The 25,534-nt window shown below is 63.6% G+C and carries 24 protein-coding genes; 9 read left to right on the forward strand and 15 right to left on the reverse strand.

What is annotated here, in order from left to right; all coding sequences use genetic code 11:
* Positions 1 to 32: 32 nt before the first annotated feature.
* The 4 genes from AB6804_RS16125 to AB6804_RS16140 all read right to left on the reverse strand — a co-directional run bounded on the left by AB6804_RS16125 (position 33) and on the right by AB6804_RS16140 (position 6,441).
* Complete coding sequence (locus AB6804_RS16125) at positions 33 to 3,431, reverse strand: maltotransferase domain-containing protein (protein ID WP_370887276.1); 3,399 nt, start codon at positions 3,429 to 3,431, stop codon at positions 33 to 35.
* Positions 3,432 to 3,495: 64 nt separating this feature from the next.
* Complete coding sequence (locus tag AB6804_RS16130; protein WP_370887277.1) at positions 3,496 to 3,714, reverse strand: hypothetical protein; 219 nt, start codon at positions 3,712 to 3,714, stop codon at positions 3,496 to 3,498.
* Positions 3,715 to 3,792: 78 nt separating this feature from the next.
* Positions 3,793 to 5,436, reverse strand: coding sequence for a glycogen synthase GlgA (gene glgA, locus AB6804_RS16135; protein ID WP_370887278.1), 1,644 nt, complete (start codon positions 5,434 to 5,436; stop codon positions 3,793 to 3,795).
* A 351-nt stretch (positions 5,437 to 5,787) separates the two neighbouring features.
* On the reverse strand, positions 5,788 to 6,441 hold the full coding sequence (locus AB6804_RS16140; RefSeq protein ID WP_370887279.1) for a DUF1345 domain-containing protein: 654 nt from the start codon (positions 6,439 to 6,441) through the stop codon (positions 5,788 to 5,790).
* A 211-nt stretch (positions 6,442 to 6,652) separates the two neighbouring features.
* Between AB6804_RS16140 and AB6804_RS16145 the strand changes: the two genes are divergently transcribed.
* Positions 6,653 to 7,390, forward strand: a complete 738-nt coding sequence (locus AB6804_RS16145) for a metallophosphoesterase (RefSeq protein WP_370887280.1) — start codon at positions 6,653 to 6,655, stop codon at positions 7,388 to 7,390.
* Positions 7,391 to 7,449: 59 nt separating this feature from the next.
* Positions 7,450 to 8,781, forward strand: a complete 1,332-nt coding sequence (locus AB6804_RS16150; RefSeq protein WP_370887281.1) for a DNA topoisomerase IB — start codon at positions 7,450 to 7,452, stop codon at positions 8,779 to 8,781.
* Between the two features lie 4 nt (positions 8,782 to 8,785).
* Here the strand turns inward: AB6804_RS16150 and AB6804_RS16155 are convergent, their stop codons facing one another.
* From AB6804_RS16155 to AB6804_RS16165, 3 genes are all read right to left on the reverse strand, one after another.
* The gene (locus tag AB6804_RS16155; RefSeq protein ID WP_370887423.1) at positions 8,786 to 9,490 is read right to left on the reverse strand and encodes an RES family NAD+ phosphorylase; all 705 of its coding nucleotides are present in this window, start codon (positions 9,488 to 9,490) and stop codon (positions 8,786 to 8,788) included.
* Between the two features lie 17 nt (positions 9,491 to 9,507).
* Positions 9,508 to 9,945, reverse strand: a complete 438-nt coding sequence (locus AB6804_RS16160) for an MbcA/ParS/Xre antitoxin family protein (protein WP_035966077.1) — start codon at positions 9,943 to 9,945, stop codon at positions 9,508 to 9,510.
* Positions 9,946 to 10,036: 91 nt separating this feature from the next.
* Positions 10,037 to 10,309, reverse strand: coding sequence for a DUF2866 domain-containing protein (locus tag AB6804_RS16165; protein ID WP_370887282.1), 273 nt, complete (start codon positions 10,307 to 10,309; stop codon positions 10,037 to 10,039).
* A gap of 251 nt (positions 10,310 to 10,560) precedes the next feature.
* Between AB6804_RS16165 and AB6804_RS16170 the strand changes: the two genes are divergently transcribed.
* Together AB6804_RS16170 and AB6804_RS16175 are read left to right on the forward strand one after the other, a co-directional pair.
* The gene (locus AB6804_RS16170) at positions 10,561 to 10,791 is read left to right on the forward strand and encodes a hypothetical protein (RefSeq protein ID WP_035966075.1); all 231 of its coding nucleotides are present in this window, start codon (positions 10,561 to 10,563) and stop codon (positions 10,789 to 10,791) included.
* Positions 10,792 to 10,827: 36 nt separating this feature from the next.
* Positions 10,828 to 11,136, forward strand: a complete 309-nt coding sequence (locus AB6804_RS16175) for a hypothetical protein (RefSeq protein ID WP_370887283.1) — start codon at positions 10,828 to 10,830, stop codon at positions 11,134 to 11,136.
* A 77-nt stretch (positions 11,137 to 11,213) separates the two neighbouring features.
* On the opposite strand, the gene AB6804_RS16180 is transcribed toward AB6804_RS16175, so the two are convergent.
* Together AB6804_RS16180 and AB6804_RS16185 are read right to left on the reverse strand one after the other, a co-directional pair.
* A complete protein-coding gene (locus AB6804_RS16180) occupies positions 11,214 to 11,372 on the reverse strand; it encodes a DUF3309 family protein (RefSeq protein WP_035966072.1) in 159 nt (52 codons plus the stop codon).
* A 266-nt stretch (positions 11,373 to 11,638) separates the two neighbouring features.
* Positions 11,639 to 13,225 (reverse strand): inorganic phosphate transporter, encoded by a 1,587-nt coding sequence (locus tag AB6804_RS16185; protein WP_370887284.1) that lies wholly within the window; start codon positions 13,223 to 13,225, stop codon positions 11,639 to 11,641.
* Between the two features lie 158 nt (positions 13,226 to 13,383).
* Between AB6804_RS16185 and AB6804_RS16190 the strand changes: the two genes are divergently transcribed.
* Positions 13,384 to 14,208 (forward strand): TOBE domain-containing protein, encoded by an 825-nt coding sequence (locus AB6804_RS16190; protein ID WP_370887285.1) that lies wholly within the window; start codon positions 13,384 to 13,386, stop codon positions 14,206 to 14,208.
* Between the two features lie 26 nt (positions 14,209 to 14,234).
* On the opposite strand, the gene AB6804_RS16195 is transcribed toward AB6804_RS16190, so the two are convergent.
* On the reverse strand, positions 14,235 to 14,891 hold the full coding sequence (locus tag AB6804_RS16195) for a phosphatase PAP2 family protein (RefSeq protein WP_370887286.1): 657 nt from the start codon (positions 14,889 to 14,891) through the stop codon (positions 14,235 to 14,237).
* A gap of 326 nt (positions 14,892 to 15,217) precedes the next feature.
* Here AB6804_RS16195 and AB6804_RS16200 point away from each other — a divergent pair, with 326 nt between their 5' ends.
* Positions 15,218 to 16,378: a PHB depolymerase family esterase gene (locus AB6804_RS16200; protein ID WP_370887287.1), complete on the forward strand. Its 1,161-nt coding sequence runs from the start codon at positions 15,218 to 15,220 to the stop codon at positions 16,376 to 16,378.
* Positions 16,379 to 16,515: 137 nt separating this feature from the next.
* Positions 16,516 to 16,689, forward strand: a complete 174-nt coding sequence (locus AB6804_RS16205; protein ID WP_075583151.1) for a DUF3563 family protein — start codon at positions 16,516 to 16,518, stop codon at positions 16,687 to 16,689.
* Positions 16,690 to 16,772: 83 nt separating this feature from the next.
* Here the strand turns inward: AB6804_RS16205 and AB6804_RS16210 are convergent, their stop codons facing one another.
* From AB6804_RS16210 to AB6804_RS16220, 3 genes are all read right to left on the reverse strand, one after another.
* Positions 16,773 to 17,594, reverse strand: a complete 822-nt coding sequence (locus tag AB6804_RS16210; RefSeq protein WP_370887288.1) for a BPSS1780 family membrane protein — start codon at positions 17,592 to 17,594, stop codon at positions 16,773 to 16,775.
* Between the two features lie 15 nt (positions 17,595 to 17,609).
* The gene (locus AB6804_RS16215) at positions 17,610 to 18,581 is read right to left on the reverse strand and encodes a homoserine kinase (protein ID WP_370887289.1); all 972 of its coding nucleotides are present in this window, start codon (positions 18,579 to 18,581) and stop codon (positions 17,610 to 17,612) included.
* Positions 18,582 to 18,670: 89 nt separating this feature from the next.
* Positions 18,671 to 19,093: a hypothetical protein gene (locus AB6804_RS16220; protein ID WP_035966059.1), complete on the reverse strand. Its 423-nt coding sequence runs from the start codon at positions 19,091 to 19,093 to the stop codon at positions 18,671 to 18,673.
* Between the two features lie 203 nt (positions 19,094 to 19,296).
* Between AB6804_RS16220 and AB6804_RS16225 the strand changes: the two genes are divergently transcribed.
* On the forward strand, positions 19,297 to 20,823 hold the full coding sequence (locus tag AB6804_RS16225; RefSeq protein WP_035966058.1) for an AMP nucleosidase: 1,527 nt from the start codon (positions 19,297 to 19,299) through the stop codon (positions 20,821 to 20,823).
* Positions 20,824 to 20,866: 43 nt separating this feature from the next.
* On the opposite strand, the gene AB6804_RS16230 is transcribed toward AB6804_RS16225, so the two are convergent.
* The gene (locus AB6804_RS16230) at positions 20,867 to 21,676 is read right to left on the reverse strand and encodes a hypothetical protein (protein ID WP_370887290.1); all 810 of its coding nucleotides are present in this window, start codon (positions 21,674 to 21,676) and stop codon (positions 20,867 to 20,869) included.
* Positions 21,677 to 22,007: 331 nt separating this feature from the next.
* Complete coding sequence (locus AB6804_RS16235) at positions 22,008 to 22,757, reverse strand: TIGR00730 family Rossman fold protein (protein ID WP_370887291.1); 750 nt, start codon at positions 22,755 to 22,757, stop codon at positions 22,008 to 22,010.
* Position 22,758: 1 nt separating this feature from the next.
* Here AB6804_RS16235 and polA point away from each other — a divergent pair, with 1 nt between their 5' ends.
* Positions 22,759 to 25,497, forward strand: coding sequence for a DNA polymerase I (gene polA / locus AB6804_RS16240; protein ID WP_370887424.1), 2,739 nt, complete (start codon positions 22,759 to 22,761; stop codon positions 25,495 to 25,497).
* Positions 25,498 to 25,534 lie beyond the last annotated feature (37 nt).

Raw genomic sequence — 25,534 nt, forward strand, 5'->3', positions numbered from 1 at the left:
GTTATCGGTTCACCGTCGTTCGGTGCGCGCATTCACTGTTCCCCGGCGAGCCGAGGCTTCGGCAAACCTCCGGCCGGCGAGATGCGCCAGATCGCGAAGGGCAGCGAATGGGGATTGAGCCGCACGTGTTGCCGCCGCCCGCGCCATTCGAAACGGTCGCCCGTCACCTGATCCTCGACCGCGATCGCGTCGCCTTCGTGCACACCCCAGCGTTCCAGCGTCTTCCACGGCAGTTCGATATCCGCGCCCTGCTCGTTGAACGGATCGAGATTGATGGCGACGAGCACGATGTTGTCGCCCGATGCGTTCGTCTTCTCGAAGAAGAGGATGTGATCGTTATGCGCGGGCAGGAAGTTCACGCCGAGATGTGTCTGCAACGCGGGATTCGCGCGGCGGATGCGGTTCAGCGCCGTGATCTCGCCAACGATGTTGCCCGGCCGGTTCCAGTCCCACGCCCTCAACTGATACTTCTCGGAATCCAGATACTCCTCGCTGTTGGGCAGTGCGGCTGACTCGCACAATTCGAACCCGCTATACACGCCCCACAGTCCCGACAGCGTCGCCGCCAGCGCCGCGCGGATCACGAAGCCGGGACGCCCCGAGCTTTGCAGGAAGCGCGGATTAATGTCCGGCGTATTCACGAAGAAGTTCGGGCGGAAGTAATCCTTCGCGTCGGTCTGCGTGAGGTCGTGCATGTACTCGACAAAGTCGCGCTTCGTTTCGCGCCACGTGAAGTACGTGTACGACTGCGAGAAGCCGAGCTTCGCCAGGCGATTCATCACGCGCGGCCGGGTGAACGCTTCAGCGAGGAACATCACGTCGGGATGACGCGCGCGCACATCGCCGATGACCCATTCCCAGAACGGGAACGGCTTCGTGTGCGGGTTATCGACGCGGAAGATGCGCACGCCCGCCGCGATCCAGTGCAGGAACACGTCACGCAGCGCGAGCCACAGATCGGGCTTGGCGTCCTTCGCATAGAAGTCCGGATTCACGATGTCCTGATACTTCTTCGGCGGATTCTCCGCATAGCGCAGCGTGCCATCGGGCCGCCAGGCGAACCAGGTCGGATGCTCCTTCAGCCACGGATGGTCCGGCGAACATTGCACCGCGAAGTCGAGCGCGATCTCCAGCCCATGTTCGTGCGCGGCATCGAGCATGCGCTTGAAGTCGTCCAGATTGCCGAGTTCCGGATGCACGGCGGTATGGCCGCCTTCCTTGCCGCCGATGGCATAGGGGCTGCCGACATCGTCCGGGCCGGCCGTCAGCGAGTTGTTCTTGCCCTTGCGATTCGCGATCCCGATCGGATGAATCGGCGGGAAATACAGCACGTCGAAACCCATCTCGCGAATGCGCGGCATCTTGCCGATCACATCGATGAAGGTGCCGTGGCGGTTCTCGTCGTCGCTCATCGAACGCGGGAAGATTTCGTACCAGCTCGCGAATCGAGCAGCGGCGCGTTCCGAGTCGATGCGATACACCACCGGATCGCGCGACAGGAACGGCCGATGCCGCGCCGCAGCCACCGCTTGCGCCGTCGCAGGAGCAATCACGAGTTCGAGCTTGCGCGCGTCGTCGGCTTTCGTGAATTCCTTGACGATTTTTTCGAGCGGGGCGCTGTCCGAGTCCTCGACCGTTTTCACTTCCGCGAGGATCAGCGCGAACAGATGCTTCGCTTCCTCGACTTCGAGTTCGACGGTCTGCCCGGCTTTGAGCTTCTTCTGCATGTGATCGACGAGCGACGCGTAATCGTCGCGCCACGCCATCACGACGAATTCATGGCGGCCCACGCGTTCGAGCGGAATGCGCGTGGTCCACAAGTCGAGGCCGAGCGGCAGCACGGGCGACATCGGCGTTTCGTGCCATTCGGTCTCGTCGGCGGCGCGCCATTGCACCGCGGCGGCGATCTTGTCATGGCCTTCCGCGAAGATCGCGGCCTGAATCTCCACCGCTTCGCCGACGATGCGCTTCGCCGGAAAGCGCCCGTGATCGACCGATGGCGTCACGCTTTCAATCGACACGCGCGGGGCGGCAATCGCCTCGGCCACCGATTTCTTGTCGGCGGCCTTCGCGCCGCGCTTCACTTGCGGCTGCGCGAGCAGCACAAACGGCTCGGCTTCGGCGCGAAACAGGCGCACTTCGCCCGCCTTCAGCGTGAGCGACGCGAGGCGTTCGGGCTTGGCGGCGGCATCGTCGAGGGGCGCAAAGCGCGTATAGTTGCCCGGGACGCCTTCGAGCAGATGTCGCGTATCGACCTGCACGGGCGCGACGAGGTCCGGATTGATGACGATCAGCACCGCCGATTCGCTATGCCGCAAGTCGCCGCCCGCCGCGCGGATCAGCGCCGCGTACGGCGTGCCCGCGCCCGTCAGCGCGCGCAGTTCGCCGACGCCGGAAAGCGTCGCGGTTTCGCGTTGCAACTTGTTCGCGCGCTTGACCTGCGCGGACAGATCGAAACGCGCTTCTTTCTTCGCGCGCTGATATTCGGCGGCGACGCCATACTGCTGCGACATCGGCAAGCCGACGCCATATTCGAAGCCCATCGGCACGAGCAGGCCCGTGCCGAGCGCAGCGGCAGTGAAGAGCGCGCGGCAGTATGCGCGTTCGATGAGCGCGGTGTCGCTGGTATCGCTCAGATCCGCGATCAGGCGCGAGCCGTAGGGTTCTTCCGGAAACGTAACCGGCGGCGCGATGCGCGACAGCGCCGCGTGTTCATCGACGAGCCACGCGCTCTTGAAATCCCACCAGCGCGTCGAGGCGAAGACGGCATCGAAGCCGGCATCGACGAGGCCGTGCAGATCATGCCGCGACACGCCCACGGTCGACGCGAGCCAGCGCGTGTCCGGATGCTTTTCGCGCACCGCCGCGCCGAGCCTGCGCCACACGTGCGCAGGCACCGCCTGCGGCGATGCGAAGCGAAAGCCGCCAATGCCCGCATCGGCGATCAGGCTCAGTTCGCGCGCCCACCAGGCGGTCAGTTGCTGCGCGGCTTCGCCATCGTTGAAGTTCGCGTGCGCGACATCCCGCTGACTCGGCGGGCGGCGCGGATCGAGCCGCGCATCGGCACTTTCGAATGGTTTGAACCAGTGCTTGTTGTCCTGATAGAGCCCGCCTTCCGCGCTCACGCGATCGATCACGATATCGACCAGCAGCGTGATGCCGTGCTTTTTCGCGGCATTTGCAAGTTCGCGCAGGCCGTCGGCGGCACTGGCGTTCGATTCGAAGACAGGATGCAGGCGATGATGATCCGCGACCGCGTCACGATGCCCGTTGCTGCCGGGCACGAACGGGGAGCCGATCAGAACGTGATCGAAGCCCAGCGCGGCCGCGTGCTCGAACTGGGCAGGCCAGTTGGCGAGAGGGCCGACGAGAAGGGGATCGATGAAGTAGATACGAGGCGCGTACGCGTGATGAGCTTGATGGTTTTCCATCGTTCGTCTTTTCCAGAGTCGTCCTGCGGTGGCGGGGATGCGGGCAACGAAATCGCGATCACGCTCACGGGTCAAACTGGCTGAAGGGCCGGTCCGCACGTTTCGGCGCATCGCGCGCTTCGCGGACCCCATGCGAAAGCTCGGCGCCGTCGACGATGCAGGCCCGGGTCGCGTTTCGCGATGCAAATGGATCGGGCACGGCTGCCGCCACGGTCCAATGGGTTTCCAGCGGGCGTTGCATCGCCTGACAGCACGTTGCGTGCCGCGCCTTTTGCGTATCCAAACGGCGCTTCGTCACAGCGATACTATGCGGCAAGCCGGGGCGCATGTGGGACGCCCCGTTCGCATGCGGTTCAAAACGCTACGCGCTCTTCGCGACGAGCGGCTTGCCGTTGCGGTGCGCGTGGTCGGTGAGGGGTGTCTGCACGTCGGCCCGGACAGGCAGACGGCGCAGGCGCACGGCCGTGCGGCTCGGGCGCAGGCCGGTGAGGCCGGAATACAGCGCGATCATCTTCGATACCGCCTCGGCCCAGCCGAAATCGCACGACATCGCGTTGCGCTGCATCGCGCGCCAGACGGGCGGACGCATGTACGCATCGAGTGCGCGGCCCGCCGCGGTGACGACGTCGTCGGGCGTTTCGCCGTCGAACAGAAAGCCCGTGGGCGCACGCGACGAGGCTTGCATCGCGATGGGCGCATCGTGCGTGCCGTCGCGGACATACACGGTTTCCTGCGGGGCGATGTCGGCTTCGTCGGCATCGACGATGGTATCGGCCAGTCCGCCCACGCGCGACGCAACCGGCAGCGTGCCGTAGCGCATCGCGTAAAGCTGGGTCAGGCCGCACGGCTCGAAGCGGCTGCCGTGCAGAAGAATGTCCGCGCCCGCGTGCAGTGCATGTGCGCGGCGCTCGCTATAGCCGATATGCACGCCGACGCGATCCGGCCACTCCTGCGCGAGCTTGCGGAATCCCTTCTCGATGTACGCCTCGCCCTGGCCGATGACCGCGAGTTGGAGGCGCGGATGCTTCTCCAGCAGGCGCGGAAGCGCCTGAAGCACGACATCGGCGAGTTTCTGACCGGTCATGCGGCTGCCGATCGCCATGAGTGGCGCGAACGGGTCGACCGGCAGGCCGAACATGCGCTGCAGCGTGCGCTTGCAGGCGTGCTTGCCGCGCATGTCGTCGAATGAATAAGTCCGCTCGATCAGCGGATCGATGGCGGGATTCCACGCGTCTTCATCGATGCCGTTCACCACGCCCGACAGCTTGTCCGCGCAGCTTTGCAGCACGCCTTCCATCAGGTGCCCGAAGCGCGGCGTGAGAATTTCGCGCGCATAAGTCTCGCTGACGGTCGTGATGCGGTCGCTATGAACGATGCCCGCCTTCATCAGACTCAGTGCGCCGTAGAACTCGATGCTCTGCGGATCGCTCAACGCATGCACGAGCCACTTCTCCGGCACGCCGAGCGAGCGCCCGAGCGACAGCGCGTAGTTGCCCTGGAACGCCAGATTGTGGATCGTGAAGACGCTCTTCGCCTGCACACCGGCGTGCTTCATCAGGAGCGGCGTCAGGCCGCTGTGCCAGTCGTGCGCGTGGACGATATCCGGCTTCTTGACGCCACGCACGCCCTGCGCGACACGCACGGCGGCCGCCGACAGCGTCGCGAAGCGGACTGCGTTGTCGGGATAATCGCGGCCCTGTGCATCCTGATAAAGCCCGGTGCGCGCATACAGTGCATCGCAGCGCAACAAAAGCACCGGCACGCCGGTATCGGGCATGCGCGCGCGCAAGAGCGAGGCATCGCCGCCGGGGAGATCGTGAAGCGTGCAGACCTTGCTGACGTCCACCGCCGTGGCGAGGGCCTTGGGGTACGCGGGCAGGAGAATCGTGGCGTCGACGCCGGCTGCGCGCAGGGCGGCGGCGTATGCGCTGACCATGTCGCCGAGGCCGCCGGTCTTGGCGAGCGGGACGGCCTCGGAGGCGACCAGCAGAACGTTCAAAGGCAAAGTGGACTCCTGTGCGGGCAAACGCGGGGCGATGGCCATGCGCTCGTGCACTCGACATCGGTGACGAGGACCAGCCGGGCCGCGCATTCCGGGTGCTGATCGGGTGATTTCTTTTTGGCTTGCGCAGTGCAGCAATGTGCATGCCACGACCCTGTCCCGTATGTGCGCGCTCGCACGATCATTTCGGACTTATGTTCGACGAGGGTCCGCTGTCGCGCATCTCGCGACAGCGCAAATGCGCATGCGCGTGCCCCGTGTAAAACTGACAGCGGCACGCGTCGCGTTTTTACACAGGACGTTAAAAGCGTATCGAGGTGATGTGAAAGGCGCGTTACGCGCGGCGCGCTGGCCTTACCCGCCGACCATGCTGGCCGCAATGTTCACCGACAATCCGAGGACCGCCAGATTAAAGAAGAACGACAGTACCGATTGCGCGAGCGCCGTGCGGCGTGCGTCCCGGGAGCAGAGCACCACGTCGGATGTCTGCGAGGCGACCGCGATGGTGAACGAGAAGTACAGGAAATCCCAATAGTCGGGTTTGAGGTGGCGGTCGGGGAACCTGAGCGCGGGGTTGCCGGGTGGCGAGCGATAGTAATGCCGCGCGTAATGCAGCGTGAACATCGTCGGGATGAGAAACCATGCGCCCAGCATCGTCGCGCCGGTCAACGCATAGTTCAGATACGCATGCGCGCCGTGACTCTTCGCCGCCGCGAGTTCCACGACGATCGCGACGAGGCTCGCAACCGCCGCGAGGCTCACGATCATCAGTACGGCGGCGGCGTTTTCATCCTCGCGCTCGGCGAGCGCCTGCACGTTGCTTTGCCGGGTGGTGGCCATCCGCAGCCAGATGAGCGCGAGATACAGCCACACGGCCGAGTCCCAGCCGATGAGCGCGCGCACGATCGGCCGCACGTTCCCCGGAATGAGAACGGTGACGCCAAAGCCGATCGCCAGGCCGATCAGGGCGCGGGGACGGGTACGCAACACGGGTGGAAGAAGATTCATCGTCTCGACGGGGAAACGCGGCAGTCAGCGATTATCACTGACGCGCCTTACAGACGCATCTGCACGTAATGTGATGGCCGCAGCGCCTGCTTTCGGGCGACAATCTGATCGGAGACCATCTCGAAACGCTGCCGCCGCTCGCCTCCCAAAACGCAGCGAAAAGCGACCCAGCACGCACACCGGCCGTTGAGCCGGCGCTAAGATTCGACGCATGAATGATCCTACTTATCCCGTCGTCTGCAGGCATCCAGCCAATGAGATCGGCCGCGATTTCGTCGTCGGCGATCTGCATGGCTGCGTCGATGCGCTGCGTTATCTGTTGCGCGAGATCGGCTTCGACGGCTCGCGCGATCGCCTGTTCTCGGTCGGCGATCTCATCGATCGCGGCACGGACTCGCTCGCCGCGATCGAGTTGATCGACAAGCCGTGGTTCTATCCGGTGCTCGGCAATCACGAGGATTCGCTCATCGCGGTCGCAACTGGAGCGATGCGCCGCCAGGCGTGGTACGCCATCGGCGGATCATGGGCCGAAACGCTGGCGGACGAGCAACTCAGGACGCTCGCCACGCGGCTTGCGCGCTTGCCGCTCGTGCGCGTTGTCGGCGAAGGCGAGGGGCGCTTCAACGTGCTGCACGCGGAATTCTTCGGCAGCGACGCCGATCTCGACGCGGCCGAGTTCGCGGACCAGACGCGCAGCCAGATGCTATGGGGCCGCGGCCTTGCGCTCGGCAATGCGGACCCCGGCCTGCAACGCGGTCTCTCGCCCACGTACTGCGGCCACACGCCGATGCGCGCGGTGAGGCAGATCGGCTCGCAGATTTTTATCGATACCGGCGCGTTCGCATCGGAAGGGCGGCTCACGATCGTCGAAGCCGGCACCGACGAACGATGGTCCGTGAAGGAGCGCTGGGCCGCGTCGGAGGGCGCGCGGGAGCTGGCGTTGCCCTAGAGGCACGGGCGTTGCTCAATTCCTCGCCATGAATCGAAAGCAAACAGGCGAGGCAGGCAGTGGCGACCATCGAAAGCAACGGGGCTAGGAGCGCGAGCGGCAATGGCGGCGCGAGCGGTGCGCAGAGCGACAACGCGGCGGCCTGCATCGAAGACTTGCCACCCGGCCTCCGATACGTCGACGACTCGCGGCGCGGCTACACCCGCGAATGGATCGACGGGGAGTTCGTCTACTTCAATACGCAGGGCAATCGCATCGAGGACGAGGCCGACATCCGGCGCATCAAGGCGCTTGCGATCCCGCCCGCCTATACCGATGTCTGGATCTGCCCGGACTCGCGCGGCCATTTGCAGGCCACGGGACGTGATGCGCGCGGACGCAAGCAATATCGCTATCACCCGCAGTGGCGCGAAACCCGCGATGCGAACAAATACGAGCGCATGCTCGCGTTCGGCGCGGTGCTGCCGAAGCTGCGGGCGCGCGTCACACGCGATCTCGCGCTCGACGGCATGCCGCGCGACAAGGTGCTCGCCACCGTCGTGCGGCTGCTCGATACGACGCTGATTCGCGTCGGCAGCGAGGAATACGCGCGGGACAACCGCTCGTATGGGCTGACGACCTTGAGGAAGCGGCATCTGAAGGTATCGGCGGGAACGCTGCGCTTCAAGTTTCGCGGCAAGAGCGGCATCGAACACGACGTCGCCGTGAGCGATGCGCGCGTCGCGCGAATCGTGAAGCGCTGCATGGACCTGCCGGGCCAGGACCTCTTTCAGTACCTCGATGCGGACGGCACGCGCCACGGCGTGACGTCGTCGGACATCAACGACTATCTGCGCGAGATCACCGGCGCGGATTTCACGGCGAAGGACTATCGGACGTGGGCGGGCAGCGTGTTCGCGCTCGCGGCGCTGCGCAAGCTCCAGTGGGAGACGGTGACGGAGGCGCGCAAGCATATCGTCGGGACGATCAAGGAAGTGTCGCAACTGCTGCGCAATACGCCGGCCGTCTGCCGCAAATGCTATGTGCACCCCGCAGTCATCGAGGCGTTCGAAGCGGGCGAACTCGCGGAAGCGTTGCCTGCGTCGCGCCGTCACGGACTCAAGACCGATGAAGCCGCGCTCGTCATCTTTCTGGAAAAAGAGGCGAAGCGCAGGGCGCGCGAGGCGGCGCGCAAGAACCGCAAGGGCGCAGCCGCAAGCGATACGCGGCTGACCGGCATGCTCGCCGATTCGAGCCGCAAGGCGCGCGCCGGTGCGCTGAAGGGAAGCGCCAAGGATGCGGCGGTCCAGGCGATCGAGACCGTCGCGCGCAAGACCGCGCCGAAGGCCGCGCGTCCGGCGACGAAGAAGCTGTCGCGCACGCGGACATCGACGGCGGTTGCGATCCGATGATCGCCTAGCCGACCTGATTCAGCTCGAACACGTAGTCGATCGTTTCGCCGTTCCAGTTGTATTCGAGATACGCGGCGTGATGGCAGTCGCGCAGCATCGTCGTGCGTAGCGCAGCGAGGCATTCGCCCTGCGGATCACGCACCGACGGATACGCGATGCCCGGTGCGCCCGCCGCCCGGATCGCGCGTCCTAGCGCCTTGCCGGGCGCGTAATCGTCCGGCGCGAGAAGGCGTGGATCGAGACCCGCCTGCGCGATGCGATCGCCCGTTAAATCGACGACCTCGCCCCGCGCGACGACCGTGTACAGGCGCATCTGCTGGCGCAGCGGCGCTTCCTTCGTCGCGGCGAGGAAGAGACCGGCGTGATAGCGCGTCTCCGCGATGGCCGTGCGCCGCTCGCGGGCACAATAGAACACGCCGTAGCTGCCGTCGGAAAAGCGGCTGCCGCTCGGATTCAAATGCGTAAACGCGGCCATGATCGGCCCGCATCCCGGCCCGAAGCAGCGTTCGTCGGGTGGCACCAGATCGAGTTCGCCGGTCTCGGTGCGCAGGCGGTCGTTGGTCATTGCTTCGAGCGCGTAGAGGGCGTCGAAATCTTGCGGCGACGCGACGCGGTCGAACAGATTCACCGCCGGAAAACGCGTCGGAATCACCCGATACGCCGGCGACCAGTCGAGTTCGCCATGCGGCCAGCGCGCCCGCCAGTTCATTTCAGCCTGCTTGTCGTTCACGCCCAGCCGCCTCGCATCGCGTCGAGATATTGGCGCACGGCGACGAGATCGCTGATATTGCCCGCCAGCATGCGATCGAGCGCCGGCTTGCCGCCGAACGGCGGCGCGGTGTTGGGACGCCTGACCCAGGTATCGGCGGCGTGCGGTTCGGGCAGCAGAATCTGCAGCGCCTTGTAGATGCCGAGAATCAGCGACAGGCGTTCGAGCGTGTCACGCGGCAGCCGCGCCGATTCGGGCGTGTTCTTCCATTTGAAGTACGTCGAGCGGCCGGGCGAGCCGAGCAGCTTGATCTGCTCGTCGGCTGACAAGGCCCAGTCGCGGGCGATGTTGATGAACGCGCGCAGGCCGGCCGCAGACAAGTCGCCGATATCCGGCGTGGGGCGCGGGACCGGATGTTCGGTCGTCGCCGAGGCAGCGCGTGCGGCGTGAGGCATGTCGTTAAGTCTCCAAAGGAACTCTTAACGCATGGTAGTCCATATATGGATTTATACAAGCGATATTTCGCCTGCACGCGACGACTGCGAGTTAATCTTCGTCTTCCGGCAGGGTGTAGCGGCGGCCGGGAACGTGGGATTGCAGTGCGTCGGCAATATCGGACGGCGTGCAATCGGCCGGCACCACGCAGCATTGCAGATGCGGATCGCTCTTCAACGACCACTCGACCGTCCTGTACGGCTGACCCCAGGGCGGCTCGATCGGCGCGGACAAGCGGCATCGGCTCAGCTTCAGCGCGGTATGGCTGCGCATCGCCCGGGCAAGATTGGAGAAGGATGAACGCGTGGCGGCGTTGCTGGACATGGCACATTCCTCACGTTGACGGCCCCGTTGAGCCAGATGGCGAGTCGAGTGTGTCCGCGGATAATTAAGCCGCGCTTAATCGGCGGTAACGCAATGCCGAGTGCGGCGAAAAGCCGCTTCCATGCTCCAATGCATTGGGATGCGCCGGTCAAGGGGCGCTTCGGCATTTTCACCACGCGCGGCGGCGTTTGTTTGCCGGCGGGTCAGCTTACTGTATATTCGTACAGTTGTCCGCAACAAGGAGTGTGCCGATGATCTCCCGCAACGATTCGCTCGAAGCCGCCGCGCTCGAACGTTTCATGCGCGCGACACGCGCGGTGAACGCGGCATTCGACGCCACTCGAGGCGAGCCGGCTCTGGAGTACGGCGCGCGCTCCGTGGCGCGTTCGCAGCAGCGCCTGGACGACGCACTGCGCGAACTCGAAACGTCCGAGCGCTCGCTCGACGCCATCCTCTCGCGCAGCGCGCGTCAGGATCATTAGAGGCAACAGGGGCATAAATCGATGGAGCGAAACGACTTGAAACTCGCATTCCTGACGATCGCTTTCGTGTTGAGTTCGTCGCCAGTAGCGGCGGCGACGCATTACACGGAAGTCTGGAATCCGCCCGAAGTACACGTTGTGAAGGGCAAGAACAAGGCGCATGGCGCATCGCGCACGGCCGGAAAGAAGAAGCGCAAGAGCGCGACGGCAGTCAAGCAGGTGGCCGACAAGGCTTCCATCGATCAGCCGGTCGCCGCGTCGCCGCGCAAGGGTAATTCGCCGAAGCAGACTGAGCCGGTCATACCGCGCAAGATCGATCCGAACGGACAGGTCATGCGCGTCTGAGGAACCGGCGCGACACCCAGAACGAGAAAGGGGCGCTCCATCGAGCGCCCCTTTCCTTTGAGCCGGCGACAGGGCCCTTATAGGCGTCCCATCAGCAACAGAACAATCACCACGACCAGCACGACGCCGAGAATACCGCTCGGTCCGTAACCCCAGCTACGGCTGTGCGGCCACGACGGAATGGCGCCGATCAGCAGCAAGATAAGCACGATCAACAGGATGGTTCCGATTGTCATTTGACTTCTCCTTGTAAAAGATCGCGCAACCATCCGGCTCGACGTGGCCTCCCCCAGGCAGCCGCACGTCGGAGCGAGCGGCGCGATGCCGCCGGCCGTTTGATGTTGCGATCGACAAGGAGCAAGGAGCAGCATCCGTGCCATTGGCGCAAAACCCTTACTAAACAAGGCGCGGCGCGCTCCCGGCGACGAAGGCGCGAACTTCGGCGATTGTCAAAAGGAAAGAGTTGATCGAGCGCCTTGAAAGAATAGCATTGGGGTCGGTTTCAAAATACTCCGCGGAAGAGCCAGAACAGCAGGCCGGCGAGCGCGATCGAGACCGGCAGCGTCAGCACCCACGCAAGCGCGAGACTTCGCACCGTGCGCCATTGAAGGCCGGAGCCATTCGCGGCCATCGTGCCGGCAACGCCCGACGACAACACGTGCGTCGTGCTCACGGGCAGCCCGTAGGCATCGGCAGCGCCGATGGTAACCATCGCGACCAGCTCCGCCGATGCGCCTTGCCCATAGGTGAGGTGCGTCCTGCCGATGCGCTCGCCGACCGTCACCACGATGCGCTTCCAGCCGACCATCGTTCCCAGTCCCAGCGCGACCGCCACGGCGACTTTCACCCACGTCGGGATGAACTTCGTCGCGTGATCGAGCTGATGCTTGTAGTTGTCGAGCACGGCGCGGTCATTCGGCGCGAAGGCAGGCGCGTTCTGCTTCCCCATCAAGCGCAACGCTTCCGACGCGATGTACATCTCGTTGCGCACGTTGCGGACATTGCCTTGCGGCACGGCGGCGATGGTCTCGCTGGGGCGGATCTGCGAATCGATGGAATCGATCAACGCCTTCAGCGATGCGACGCTGTCCGGCGCGAGCGTTTTGGTTTGCACGTAGCGTTCGACGCGCGCACGCGCATCCGCACCGGGAGATGCGTCGCCGGCATAACGCTGCAATGCCTCCGATGCGCTGTGGCTTACCGCAAGGAACGTCTGCGTTTCGCCCGAGGTCACGGCCTTGTTGAGCGCGTACGCGGTCGGCACGGTGCCGATCAGGATGAGCATGATGAGGCCCATGCCTTTCTGGCCGTCGTTGGAGCCGTGCGCGAACGACACGCCGGTGCACGTCAGGATCAGCAGGCAGCGAATCCAGAACGGCGGCGGCGTGTTCGGCTTCGGCTCCTTGTAGAGCGCCGGCACGCGCACCACGAGCTTCAGCACATAGAGCAGAAAGCCGGCAAGGACGAAGCCGATAATCGGCGAAAACAGCAGCGACTTGCCGACCGACACCGCCTGGCTCCAGTCGACGCCCGACGTGCCATTGGTCCCGTGCAGCATCTGGTTCATCAGGCCGACGCCGATCACCGAGCCGATCAGCGTGTGCGAACTGGAAGACGGCAGGCCGAGCGCCCACGTGCCGAGATTCCAGATGATCGCCGCGATCAGCAGCGCGAAGACCATCGCGAAGCCCTGCGAACTGCCGACGCCGATGATCAGTTCCACCGGCAGCAATTGCAGAATGCCGAACGCGACCGCGCCACTGGACACGAGCACGCCGATGAAATTCCACGCGCCGGACCACACGACCGCGAGGTTGGGCGTCAGCGAGTGCGTGTAGATGACCGTCGCGACGGCGTTGGCGGTATCGTGGAAGCCGTTGACGAATTCAAAACCGAGCGCGATGAGCAACGCAACGCCGAGCAGAATGTACGGGAACGCGGACGATTCGCGCACCGGCGCCAGATCTTCCAGCAGATGCATGACGCAGTAGACGGCGCCCGCCCCGATCGTGAGCAGAAACACGAGAAAAGCGAGTCGTTGCCCCGGCGTGCGGCCTGCGCGGGTGTTCGGAAAGACGATCTGGTTCATGGCGCGTCCTCGAGCCTGGAACATTGCGGAAAAGGCCATGTTTGCTGGTGCGCGTGTCGGTTTCGTGAACGCGTAAGCCTTTGTTATTTCATATGAATGCGCCTAAGAGAACGTCGATATAATCGCCGCGCTCTTCCTGACCAGCAACGACACGATCGATGACCAAGACGACCCCGCCTGCGCCGCGCGATTCGCTCGAACTCGGCGGCTCAGTGTGGCTGAAAAGCGGCGGCGAGACGCTCGGCGGCGCGGCGCGCATCGCGCTTCTGGCCGCCATCCGCGATACCGGTTCGATCACCGCGGCGGCCAAAGCCGTCGGCATGAGCTACAAGGCGGCGTGGGACGCGATCGATACGATGAACAATCTGGCCGGCGAACCGCTGGTCGCCAGCGCGACCGGTGGCCGGGGCGGCGGCGGGACGAAGCTGACGGCATCGGCGTTGCGGATCATCGACACGTATCAGGCCGTCGAGCGCGAGCATCGCAAGTTTCTTAGGCGGGTAGGTGAAGCCATCGATGGCTTCGAGGACGATTGGCGACTGATCGGGAGACTGGGATTGAGAACGAGTGCACGCAATCAGTTGGCGGGAAAGGTCACGAAGATCACGCGCGGCGCGGTCAACGACGAAATCGAGCTTGGATTGCCGGGCGGACAGACGATCGTCGCGGTCGTCACGCATGAGAGCACGGAGACGCTTGGTCTCGCGGAAGGCAGCGATGCGTTCGCGCTCATCAAGGCGTCGTGGGTCATGCTGATGGAAGACGCCCCGGCGAAGCTGTCGGCGCGCAATCAGTTGCGCGGGACCGTCGCGAGCGTGACGCGCGGCGCGGTGAACGCCGAAGTGACGCTTTCACTCGACGACGCGACGACCGTCACCGCGATCATCACGAATCAGAGCGCGGACACGCTCGGCCTCGCGCCGGGTCAGAAAGCGGTCGCGGTGGTGAAGGCGTCGAGCGTGATCATCGGCGTGAACGACTGACGACTGAGCGCGCGGGAACGCGATAGTCAGCTCAGGCCATCGCGGATTACCTGGACGTCGGTCCGGCGATCCGGCTTGTGATAGCTCTTCGACTTCCAGAGCGCCCGCACGTAAGGGTATGGATGGCCAGACAATCCGAGCGCGATTTCGGTGATCCAATGCTGCGTCGGCACGGGCACGCCATGCAGCGCCACGACGACGGCGGCCAGGCTCGCCGCTACCGGCATCGGCGAGAGCTTGCCCGGCTCCGCGCGCCATGCGATGCGCACGAACGCGAGCGATACCGCCGCGCCGAGCATGCAGCCGGCCACTACTTCCGACACCGAATGCGCGTTCACCACGACACGCGACCCGCTGACCACCACGCCGAGCAGCAAGCCGATCAGCACGCCGCCTACCCGAATCGATTCGCGCGTGGGCAACAGCGCGACGAATATCGCGACGGGCAGGACGGACGTCGCCATATAGGCGTGCCCGCTGATGCCGGTGAAGTCCACATGCCGGATTCCGATGCCCCATCCGATGAACGCGATTTTGCTCACCGCGACGAGCGCGCTGCCGAGGCCGAAGAGCGCGATCCATTCCACCGTGTATTTCCAGCGATAGCCGAGCGCCAGCCACGCAGCGGCGGCGAGCGAGACGGGCAGCATGACGCCCATGCCGCCGAGGGCAGTGATGCTCATCCAGACTGAAAAGGGCAAATCGAGGTTCATTGTGTTCGCGAGGTACGGGTGTTGCTGCACTGCGGCAGACGGACCACTTAATTGCGTGCGAAGCCAAGGAGTATACCCGTTCGGATCAGGCCGAATTTGTCGGAAAGAGTTACCCGCTTATGGCGCTCATCCTCTGCGTAAAGCGGGCATCGTATGATAAGTGCGGTCAAAATTTGTTTGCGCGCACTGAGCGCGTTCAGCTAGAAAACGAATTTGGTGCTATTGTGCAATGCAGCAAGATGCGCGTCTGTTTGTCGCGCACTAATCGAATCAACGTTTGTGGAGAGCCCAGCCGAATGTCGAAAAGCCTTACCAAAGTCTGGTTGCGCGGCTTGAGACGCCTGGTCGCTGGCCAAGTGGACCTGAAACCCCTTTCAAAGCCGCGCGCCGCGACAAAGCCGGTGCGCGCGAAAACCGTTAAATCGAAGATCAAGCCCGGCACAGCGACGAAAACCGCCGTCTCGCCCCGTACTCTGGCGCGCCCCGAAGTGCGCGAGTCTCGGGTGCGGCCGCGTGCGTCGGCGTGGGCGCGAGGCAAGTGGGATCGCTCGTATCATTCCGCGCCGCCTACAGCCGGGCGGTTCGTCAATCACCTGTCGTACGCGCTGTACATGCCGCCGAAAGCCACGCTCGGCCGGCTGCCGCTCGTCGTGATGCTTCACGGCTGCCAGCAGACCGCCGACGAATTCGCGCAAGGCACGCGCATGAACCTGCTCGCCGACAAGTACGGCTTCGCGGTGCTTTACCCGGAACAGTCGAAGCACGAGCATCCGCATCGCTGCTGGCACTGGTACGACGATTCGAGCGGCGCGGGCGGCGGCGAAGCGGCGTCGATCGTCTCGCTCATCAACGCGGTCATCGCGAAGCACGATTTCGATGCCGAGCGAGTCTATCTGGCGGGCATGTCGGCAGGAGCGGGGCTTTCCGCAATGCTGGCGGTGCGCTATCCGCAGCTGTTCGCCGCCGTCGGGCTTCATTCGGGCGTCGTGTTCGGCGAAGCGACGTCGGCCATCGGCGCGATGGACGTCATGCGGCGCGGCAGCCGCTCCGATCCGGTCGCCTTGATCGACGCAGCCGTCGATGTGCGCGACTACCCGGGCATGCCCGCGGTCATCGTCCACGGCGAGCTCGATTCGGTCGTCACGTCGGCGAATGCGGATCAGCTCACTAAGCAGTTCTTGCGGCTGAACGGTTTCATCGATGCCGCGGGCAATCGCCGCGCAGGCGATGTCCGCGAGGAAACGCAGGAAGACGGCGTCGTGCGCGATTACTTCAAGAACGGCCGGCGCGTGGTGAAGACGTCGATCGTTCGCGGGCTCGGCCATTCGTGGGCCGGCGGCGACGACACCGTCGCGTTCCACTCATCGAAAGGGCGGGATTCGGCTGCCCTGATGTGGGAATTCTTCAAGCACCAGCGCCGTTCCAAAGAAGCGGCGCAGGCTGCGTTCGTCGCGTAAGCGGCGGCGCATTGTTTCGACTGTTGCTAAATGATCTTTAGTATCAGTGTTCTAGCGTAAAAAGCTGGCGTCGCATCAGGGATTACCCTATAATCGCTTTCATAGGTAGTTACCCCAGTATTCCAGCGAGGCCAACCATGTTCCTGCTTTCCCGCTTTTTCCTTTTTCTGACCAAGTCCGCTGACCAGCGCGATCGCGAGCGCGACGACGAGTACCTCGCCGAAGCGACTGACATTTACGATCTCGAATATCGCATGAAGAAGCTCGACCAGCGCGCAGCGGCGCGTCATCCGTCGTGGATGTCGAACTAAGTTTTATCGCTTCATCGTTCGCGGTGGATGTGAAAATGCCGGCTGTCAAAGCCGGCATTTTTCATTTGTGCGAGCGATTCAGCTTACGCGCCGGACACATCCGACGCATTCGGCAGGTCGGGCGTATCGGGCGACTGAACGCCGAAGCATCCGCGATACGTCGCGTAGAAGGAACAATAAAGCGCCGTCGTAACGAGGATGGATGCCGGCATCAGCACCGCGAACGCCATTTCCTGGCCGACGCCGATCGCCTGCATCAGCGCGGTCAGCCCGAACGACACTGCCAGCGCAACCGCGATCCACAACACGCCGTATAGAACGAAGGCGCCGCGATTGCGCCAGCACGAAACGAGGCTGAAGAACAGCGCCTTCGCCGTCGGCACCTCGTGCCACGCGATGAGAATCGGCGCGAACCAGAACAGCATCGCGATGGGCAGATAACACGCCATCGCGACCAGCACGGCCAGCGGATTGAAGCTCGCAGCGACGGTCTCGGGATCGCCGGAAGGGCCGTTGCCCATCATCAGGTTGAGCAGCGTGCCGCCGTCGACGAGCGCCGAGACGCCGAAGATCACGCCCATCGCGATGATATACAGCACCCCGAGCGCCAGCAGCCGGCGCGCAACCGCATTGCCGTACGAGCGAAAGCCATCGACGAGAATGGTCGGCCACACGGGCTTGCCCGCGATGGTATTGCGGCATGCCGACATGAAACCCACCGCGATGCCCGGAATGAACAGCAACGGCAGCAACGGGCCGATGAGCGGCACGCGCGAGATCAGCGTCATCACGAACAGATACGCGAAGAACAGCGTGAGGAACGCGAACGGGTTGCGGCGGAACAGCCAGATGCCCTGGCGGAACCATACATAGCCGGTTTTGGCGGGAACTTCGATCAGTCGCATGGATGAGTTGCCGGGTTACCGTTGGGCGTGAGAAGAAGCGGCATGGATTCGCTCGCGCAGAATGCGTTCGAAATGACCGGGATCGTGCGGTTTCAGCAACTCCGCCTCGCGCGGGCGATGGAAGTCGTACAGCCGCGAGACCCAGAAGCGCATTGCGCCAGCACGCAGCATGTCGTTCCAGTGACGGTCTTCGGCCGGCGTGAACGGACGCACGGTCTGATACGCGCGCAGCAGGGCATCGACGCGAGCGGGATCGAGCGCGCCCGTTTCCAGGTCGATGCACCAATCGTTCACGGTGACGGCGACATCGAAGAGCCACTTGTCGACGCCTGCGAAGTAAAAGTCGAAGAAGCCGCCGAGGCGCGCGTGCTCGCGGCCGTGCGCGAACAGGACGTTGTCGCGGAACAGATCGCAATGGCACGGGCCTTCGGGCAGCGTGGCGTAATCCGCCGAGGCGAAGAACGCCGCCTGATGCGCGAGTTCGGTTTCGATGAGTTCGCGCTGGCTGTCGCTCAGAAAACTGGCGATGGCCGGCACGTTTTCCTGCCACCACGACAGGCTGCGCAGATTCGGCTGATGCCGCGCGAAGTCACGGCCCGCGAGATGCATGCGCGCGAGCATCTGCCCGACTTCGATGCAGTGCGCGGGCGTCGGCGCCAGTTCCGGCGCGCCTTCGAGCTTCGTGACGATGGCCGCCGGCTTCCCCTTCAGCATGCCGAAGAGCGAACCGTCGCGGCGCGGCATCGGATCGGGCACCGGCACGCGATGCGACGCGAAATGCCGCATCAGATCGAGATAGAACGGCAGCTGCGTCGCGGTGAGTTTTTCGAAGATCGTCAGCACGTACTGGCCGTGCGTCGTCGTGAGAAAGAAATTGCTGTTCTCGATGCCCGAGTGAATGCCGCGAAATTCGACGACATCGCCGAGATCGTAGTGTTGCAGCCAGTCGCCGAGTTCGGCGTCAGTGACGGGGGTGAATACGGCCATGCAGAATACGTCGGTCTGGTGGATGGCCCGAGCGGGCCGAATGAAGGAGCCCGCTGCTGACGAGCGGGCTTGGGACTATCTTACTGGCGTCAATAGCGCAGATTGACGGATGGCAGGCGCGTGCTCGCCTTGCCGTTGTCGCGCACTTGCGGCGACGTATCCGCAGGCGCGCTCATCTGATAACGCGTGCCGAAATTCGACTGGACGTTGATTTCGACGGGCTTGCCCTTGTCGCGATACTCGGTGATCTCCGTGCCGTTCGAGCTGAGTTCATGGAAGCTCGGCTTGCGCGGCGGCGAGATTTCCACCTTCGAGCTGACGTTGGCGGGCGGGCGATTGATGGCCTTGAGATCCGGAAGGCCTGCGGCTTCTTCCGGCGACATGGCTTGTTGCTTGGCCGGTTGTGCTGCCGGGTCCGCTGCCGATTGTGTGGCGTTGGGCACGGGTTGCGCGAAAACGCCAACGCTTGCGGCGGCGAGGACTGCCGCGGCGGCAGAAAGAAGGGGCTTCATGGGAGTTCTCCAGGCGATGGCGGATTCTAGCAAACCCTAACGCAAGCGAAGCATTGCCTTATTCTGCGCCGCTTTTGCGGCTGGCGGCATTGCACAAAAAAAGATGCAGGCGGAGGCACCCACGCGATGAGGGGCTTCATGGTTCTCACTTTCTTCCGTGTTAATGTGATTTATCACGAGGGCACAAAGACACGCACAAGACCATGACAAACGACCGCACTCAGAGCACTCAGGGCACGCCCGCAAACGACTTCCCGACCGAATCCTTCGACGATCCGGCCGCCGCCGTCACGCGCCTGTCCGCGATCTACGAAGCGAACACCGCCTTTCTGCGCGACGCCTTCGCGCGGTATCGGCGCAACGAGCAGTTCACGCATCGCGTGCGCGCGTGCTATCCGTTCGTGCGCGTGCGGACCGAGCTGAACTCGCAGATCGATTCGCGGCGCTCGTACGGCTTCGTCGCCGGGCCGGGCATCTTCGAGACGACGCTCACGCGCCCCGATCTCTTCGGCGATTACTATCGCGAGCAATTGCGGCTCCTCGCGAAGAATCATCACGTGGGCATCGAAGTGGGCGTGTCGGCGCAGCCTATTCCGATTCACTTCGCATTCGCCGAGGGCATTCATCTCGAGGGCGATCTCGACCGTGATCGCCTGCTCGCGATGCGCAATGTCTTCGATACGCCCGATCTCGCATTGCTCGATGATCGCATCGTCAACGGCACGTACGAGCCGGCGGCGGGCGAGCCGCATCCGCTTGCGCTTTTCACGGCGGCGCGCGTGGATTTCTCGCTGCATCGGCTGCGCCATTACACGGCGACTTCACCGACGCATTTTCAGAACTACGTGCTGTACACGAACTACCAGTTCTATATCGACGAGTTCGTGAAGCTCGGCCGCACGATGATGTCGCGCGCCGACGATGAAGAGACGCGGGCGTATCGCAGCGAGTATTCGTCGTTCGTCGAGCCGGGCGATGTCGTCACGCACAACGCGAACCTCGACGCGCAGCCAGAGGAGGGCGCTCCGCTGGCGCGCCTGCCGCAGATGCCGGCGTATCACCTGAAGCGCGCCGACGGCAGCGGCATCACGATGGTGAACATCGGCGTCGGGCCGTCGAACGCGAAGACGATCACGGATCACATCGCGGTGCTGCGTCCGCATGCGTGGATCATGCTCGGTCACTGCGCGGGCCTGCGCAACACGCAGCGTCTCGGCGACTACGTGCTCGCACACGGCTATGTGCGCGAGGATCATGTGCTCGATGCGGACCTGCCGCTCTGGGTGCCGATCCCGGCGCTCGCGGAAGTGCAGGTGGCGCTGGAGAAAGCGGTGGCGCAAGTCACGCAGCTGGAAGGCGTGGAACTCAAGCGCGTGATGCGGACGGGCACGGTCGCGAGCGTCGATAACCGCAACTGGGAGTTGCGCGAACATCGCGAGCCGGTGCAGCGGCTGTCGCAAAGCCGCGCGATTGCGCTCGATATGGAAAGCGCGACGATTGCCGCGAACGGCTTCCGCTTCCGCGTGCCATACGGAACGTTGTTGTGCGTGTCGGATAAGCCGCTGCATGGCGAACTCAAGCTGCCGGGGATGGCGGATCAGTTCTATCGTGCGCAGGTCGACCAGCATTTGCAGATCGGCGTGAAGGCGATGGAACTGCTGCGGATGAACGGGTTGTCGAAACTGCACTCGCGGAAGTTGAGGAGCTTTGCGGAGGTGGCGTTTCAGTAGGAGCGGGGCAGGCAAGGCCGCGTGGCTCGCGGCCTCGAGCTTCTTATTCCTGCGGACGCGGCGCGGTGAGCAGCCGCGTGTAGTTCATCCATCCCGTCACCGGCGCTTCGGTGCCATGCGAAGGTGTGCAGCCGGTCTGTTGATCCAGTTCTGCCGGCGTGCAGTATGCGCCTTCATAGGTGACACGAACCCACGGCGTGTTCGTACCGGATGCTTCGGTGACGTTGCGAATCGTCGAGGTATCGGCGCTCAGCTTCGAATCCTTCGGAACGATCATAAGCGCCGCGCACGTCGAGCCGGGACAAGAACGCAGATTCATGTCGATGCCACCGAGCCACATATCGATGACGCCGCGGTCGTTCCAAGCCGCGGCGACCGGCGCCGCCTGGATGGGTTGACTCGGCGGCGCGGCCGGCGCGCGCGCGACGCTCAGCCTGCTGATTCGGTTCAGATCGTCGTTGCTGATGCGGCGGACAAAGCCGAGCGTAGCTTGCTGGCCGTCGCCGCCTGTCATCGTCAGGTTGTAGGCCGTGTGGTCCGCGTTCCACTTCTTGCGAAGCGTGAGGATCTCTTCCTTGCGGTCGACCACGGTGTTGACGTTCACCGTTTCCGCGTCGGGGTCGACGTCGCCCAGCGTAACCGCCAAAGGCGTGTCGCCCTGGACGATCTGCAGGCGGCTGTCGGCGTATTGAATCGTTGTCAGCCCCGCCGTCGAGTTCCAGACTCCCGAGATATCTTTCAGAAGAGCCACCTTTTGGTCCTGCGCAGGGTTGGACGACGAGTTAGCCAGCGGACTCGTTCCCTTCTCGCAACTGGCGAGCAGCGAGACGGCGATTGCCGCCGCGACGGCCACACCTAGTGTTCGATTCAACGCTTTGTTCATGCTTGATCCAGGCTTGCCACTCGGGCAATGACGGCGGCTCTTCAATCAGGCGCCCTCTCGAAGAACCGGGATTATCGATGGGAGCGGTGGAATGGACGCGGGACTGCAGCGCGTGCGCTCCCGTATCCGCATCCGATGCGGCGCCGGCGCGCGGGCTTAAGCAGCCGGCGCGCGCGAGAGCATACCGTTCGGACCACTAGGCTTTATGGAAATCTGTCAAGCCGCGGCAAGGTTCTGCCGGGAGAGATGAGGGCGGGGAAGGGAAGGACCGCGCGGTCCTTCCCGAAGTGGGTCTACAGCCTCACAGATAAAACATTCGATCCTCGTCCGACTTGCCTTCAGCCGGCGCCTCGACCGCTTCCTCGCGATCTTCATAGAACCGCAGCACCGCATCCAGCACCTGATCGGGATCGTCTATGACCTGCATCAAATCCAGATCTTTCTCGCTGATCACGCCATTGGTGAGCAGCGTGTTCTTGAACCAGTCCAGAAGCCCCGCCCAGAACTCCGCGCCAACCAGCACGATCGGCACGTGACGCGACTTCTTCGTCTGAATCAGCGTGAGCACTTCGGCCAGTTCATCGAGCGTGCCGAAACCGCCGGGCATCACGACGACCGCATCCGAGTTCTTGACGAACGTGACCTTGCGCGTGAAGAAGTGACGGAAGCGCAGCGAGATGTCCTGCCACTGATTGCCCGACTGCTCGTGCGGCAATTCGATGTTCAGGCCAACCGACGGCGACTTGCCCGCGTGCGCGCCCTTGTTGGCCGCTTCCATGATGCCGGGGCCGCCGCCGGAGATGACCGCGAAGCCTGCATCGGAGAACTTTTGAGCAATTTCGATGGTGCGCTGATAGTACGGCGACTCCGGTTTCAAACGCGCCGAACCATAGATACTGATGGCAGGGCGGATCTCCGAGAGGTACTCGGTCGCCTCGATAAACTCTGCCATAATCGTGAACATCTGCCACGACGCGCGAGCCTTCTTGGCCGTCGCGCGCTCTTGATCTGCGAGCGATCGCAGACTCGGAATCACTTTTCTCTTGTTCATAATGCCTGAAGAACTCAGTCTTGAAGGTAAGACCCTGCTATTGGTCGACGGTTCTAGCTACTTGTACCGGGCTTACCACGCGATGCCAGACCTGCGTGGTCCCGACGGCGGTCCCACCGGCGCGCTGTATGGAATGGTGAACATGCTGCGGCGCCTGAGGCGCGAAATCAATGCAGAGTATAGCGCGTGCGTCTTCGATGCAAAGGGCAAGACCTTCCGCGACGACTGGTACGCCGACTACAAGGCCAACCGTCCTTCCATGCCCGACGACCTCTCGAAGCAAATCGAGCCTATCCACGTCGCAGTGCGTGCGCTCGGCTGGCCGCTCGTCATGATCGAAGGCGTCGAAGCCGACGACGTCATCGGCACGCTCGCCGTTCAGGCCGAGAAGCGCGGCATGAAAGTGATCGTGTCGACGGGCGACAAGGATCTGGCTCAACTCGTGACGGATCATGTCACCCTCATCAATACGATGACCAACGAAACGCTCGATCGCGCGGGCGTCGTGAACAAGTTCGGCGTGCCTCCGGAGCGCATCGTCGACTATTTGTCGCTCATCGGCGATACCGTCGACAACGTGCCCGGCGTCGAAAAGTGCGGCCCCAAGACCGCGCTCAAATGGCTCACGGCATACGAAACGCTCGATGGCATCGTCGCACACGCCAGTGAGATCAAAGGTGCGGTAGGAGACAATCTGCGCAAGGCTCTCGACTTCCTGCCGATGGCCAGAAAGCTCGTCACCGTGCACACGGAATGCGACCTCGCTTCGCAAATTGCGTCGATCGAAGAGACGCTGCCGAGCCGTCCCGAAGCGCGCGACGAACTGCGCGATGTCTTCCTGCGTCACGGCTTCAAGACCTGGCTGCGCGAGATCGAAATCGCGGATGCAGTGGAAGGCCCGACCGACACGCCGCCCGCCGAAGTCACCGAGATCGTTCATCACTACGAGACCGTGCAGACGTGGGAACAGTTCGATGCGTGGCTCGCGCGCATCGAGGGCGCGGAGATCACATCGTTCGATACCGAAACCACGTCGCTCGATCCGATGGTCGCGCAGATCGTCGGCATCTCGGTGGCGGTCGAAGCGGGGCATGCCGCGTATATTCCGGTCGCGCATCGCGGGCCGGATGCGCCCGTGCAACTGCCGCGCGATGAAGTGCTCGCGAAGCTCAAGCCCTGGCTCGAGGATGCATCGAAGAAGAAGGTCGGACAGCATCTGAAGTACGACGAACAGGTGCTCGCGAATTACGGCATCGACTTGCGCGGCGTCGAGCATGACACGCTGCTGCAATCGTACGTGCTGGAATCGCATCGTCCGCATGACATGGACAACCTCGCGCTGCGGCATCTCGGCGTGAAGACCGTCAAGTACGAGGACGTCGCGGGCAAGGGCGCATCGCAGATCGGCTTCGACGAAGTGGCGCTCGACAAGGCCGCCGAATACGCCGCCGAAGACGCGGACGTCACCTTGCGTCTGCATCAGGCGCTGTATCCTCAGGTCGCCGAAGAAGAGGGCTTGTTGCGCGTATATCGCGACATCGAAATGCCGACATCGCGCGTGCTGCGCAAGATCGAACGCAATGGCGTGCTGATCGACCGCGAGAAGCTGGATGCGCAAAGCAACGAGATCGCCAAGCGGCTCATCGAATTGCAGGCGCAGGCGTACGAACTCGCGGGCGGCGAATTCAATCTCGGATCGCCCAAGCAGATCGGGCAGATCTTCTTCGAAAAGCTGGAGTTGCCCGTCGTGAAGAAGACGCCGAGCGGCGCGCCTTCCACCGACGAAGAGGTGCTCCAAAAGCTTGCCGAAGACTATCCGCTGCCAAAGGTGCTGCTCGAACATCGCGCGCTGTCGAAGCTGAAATCGACCTATACGGACAAGCTGCCGCGCATGGTCAACGCATCGACGGGACGCGTGCACACGAACTATGCGCAGGCCGTCGCGGTGACGGGGCGGCTGTCGTCGAACGAACCGAACTTGCAAAACATTCCGGTACGGACCGGCGAAGGGCGGCGCATTCGCGAGGCGTTCATCGCGCCTCCGGGCTGCAAGATCGTCTCCGCCGATTACTCGCAAATCGAGTTGCGCATCATGGCGCATATCTCCGGCGATGAATCGCTGATGCGCGCGTTCAGACAGGGCGAGGACGTGCATCGCGCGACAGCGTCCGAAGTGTTCAGCGTGACGCCGCTCGAAGTCGACAACGATCAGCGACGCATCGCGAAAGTCATCAACTTCGGCCTGATTTACGGCATGAGCTCGTTCGGGCTGTCATCGAATCTCGGCATTACGCGCGATGCGGCCAAGCTCTATATCGACCGCTATTTCGCGCGATATCCGGGCGTCGCCGCTTACATGGACACGACACGCACGACCGCCAAAATGAACGGCTTCGTCGAAACCGTGTTCGGACGGCGTCTGTGGCTGCCCGAGATCAACGGCGGCAGCGGCCCGCGCCGTCAGGCCGCCGAACGCGCGGCCATCAATGCGCCGATGCAGGGCACCGCCGCCGACCTCATCAAGATGTCGATGATCGCGGTGCAGGACTGGATCGAAAGCACGGGCATGCGCACGAAGATGATCATGCAGGTCCACGACGAACTCGTTCTCGAAGTGCCGGAAGAAGAACTGCCGGACGTGAGGAAGCGTCTGCCCGAACTCATGTGCGGCGTCGCTGAACTGAAGGTGCCGCTCGTCGCGGAAGTGGGCGTCGGCAACAACTGGGAAGAGGCGCATTGAGGGTTCGGCGCCGCGCGTATGTCCGGCATGCGGCGGC

It is taken from the genome of Caballeronia sp. RCC_10 (assembly GCF_041360715.1).
Classification (GTDB): domain Bacteria; phylum Pseudomonadota; class Gammaproteobacteria; order Burkholderiales; family Burkholderiaceae; genus Caballeronia; species Caballeronia grimmiae.

Coding starts and splice junctions, on each gene's coding strand:
- AB6804_RS16125 (WP_370887276.1), bottom strand. CDS start 3,431: ATGGAAAACCATCAAGCTCATCACGCGTACGCGCCTCGTATCTACTTC.
- AB6804_RS16140 (WP_370887279.1), bottom strand. CDS start 6,441: ATGAATCTTCTTCCACCCGTGTTGCGTACCCGTCCCCGCGCCCTGATC.
- AB6804_RS16145 (WP_370887280.1), top strand. CDS start 6,653: ATGAATGATCCTACTTATCCCGTCGTCTGCAGGCATCCAGCCAATGAG.
- AB6804_RS16155 (WP_370887423.1), bottom strand. CDS start 9,490: ATGAACTGGCGGGCGCGCTGGCCGCATGGCGAACTCGACTGGTCGCCG.
- AB6804_RS16160 (WP_035966077.1), bottom strand. CDS start 9,945: ATGCCTCACGCCGCACGCGCTGCCTCGGCGACGACCGAACATCCGGTC.
- AB6804_RS16165 (WP_370887282.1), bottom strand. CDS start 10,309: ATGTCCAGCAACGCCGCCACGCGTTCATCCTTCTCCAATCTTGCCCGG.
- AB6804_RS16170 (WP_035966075.1), top strand. CDS start 10,561: ATGATCTCCCGCAACGATTCGCTCGAAGCCGCCGCGCTCGAACGTTTC.
- AB6804_RS16180 (WP_035966072.1), bottom strand. CDS start 11,372: ATGACAATCGGAACCATCCTGTTGATCGTGCTTATCTTGCTGCTGATC.
- AB6804_RS16185 (WP_370887284.1), bottom strand. CDS start 13,225: ATGAACCAGATCGTCTTTCCGAACACCCGCGCAGGCCGCACGCCGGGG.
- AB6804_RS16190 (WP_370887285.1), top strand. CDS start 13,384: ATGACCAAGACGACCCCGCCTGCGCCGCGCGATTCGCTCGAACTCGGC.
- AB6804_RS16195 (WP_370887286.1), bottom strand. CDS start 14,891: ATGAGCATCACTGCCCTCGGCGGCATGGGCGTCATGCTGCCCGTCTCG.
- AB6804_RS16200 (WP_370887287.1), top strand. CDS start 15,218: ATGTCGAAAAGCCTTACCAAAGTCTGGTTGCGCGGCTTGAGACGCCTG.
- AB6804_RS16205 (WP_075583151.1), top strand. CDS start 16,516: ATGTTCCTGCTTTCCCGCTTTTTCCTTTTTCTGACCAAGTCCGCTGAC.
- AB6804_RS16210 (WP_370887288.1), bottom strand. CDS start 17,594: ATGCGACTGATCGAAGTTCCCGCCAAAACCGGCTATGTATGGTTCCGC.
- AB6804_RS16215 (WP_370887289.1), bottom strand. CDS start 18,581: ATGGCCGTATTCACCCCCGTCACTGACGCCGAACTCGGCGACTGGCTG.
- AB6804_RS16220 (WP_035966059.1), bottom strand. CDS start 19,093: ATGAAGCCCCTTCTTTCTGCCGCCGCGGCAGTCCTCGCCGCCGCAAGC.
- AB6804_RS16225 (WP_035966058.1), top strand. CDS start 19,297: ATGACAAACGACCGCACTCAGAGCACTCAGGGCACGCCCGCAAACGAC.
- AB6804_RS16235 (WP_370887291.1), bottom strand. CDS start 22,757: ATGAACAAGAGAAAAGTGATTCCGAGTCTGCGATCGCTCGCAGATCAA.
- polA (WP_370887424.1), top strand. CDS start 22,759: ATGCCTGAAGAACTCAGTCTTGAAGGTAAGACCCTGCTATTGGTCGAC.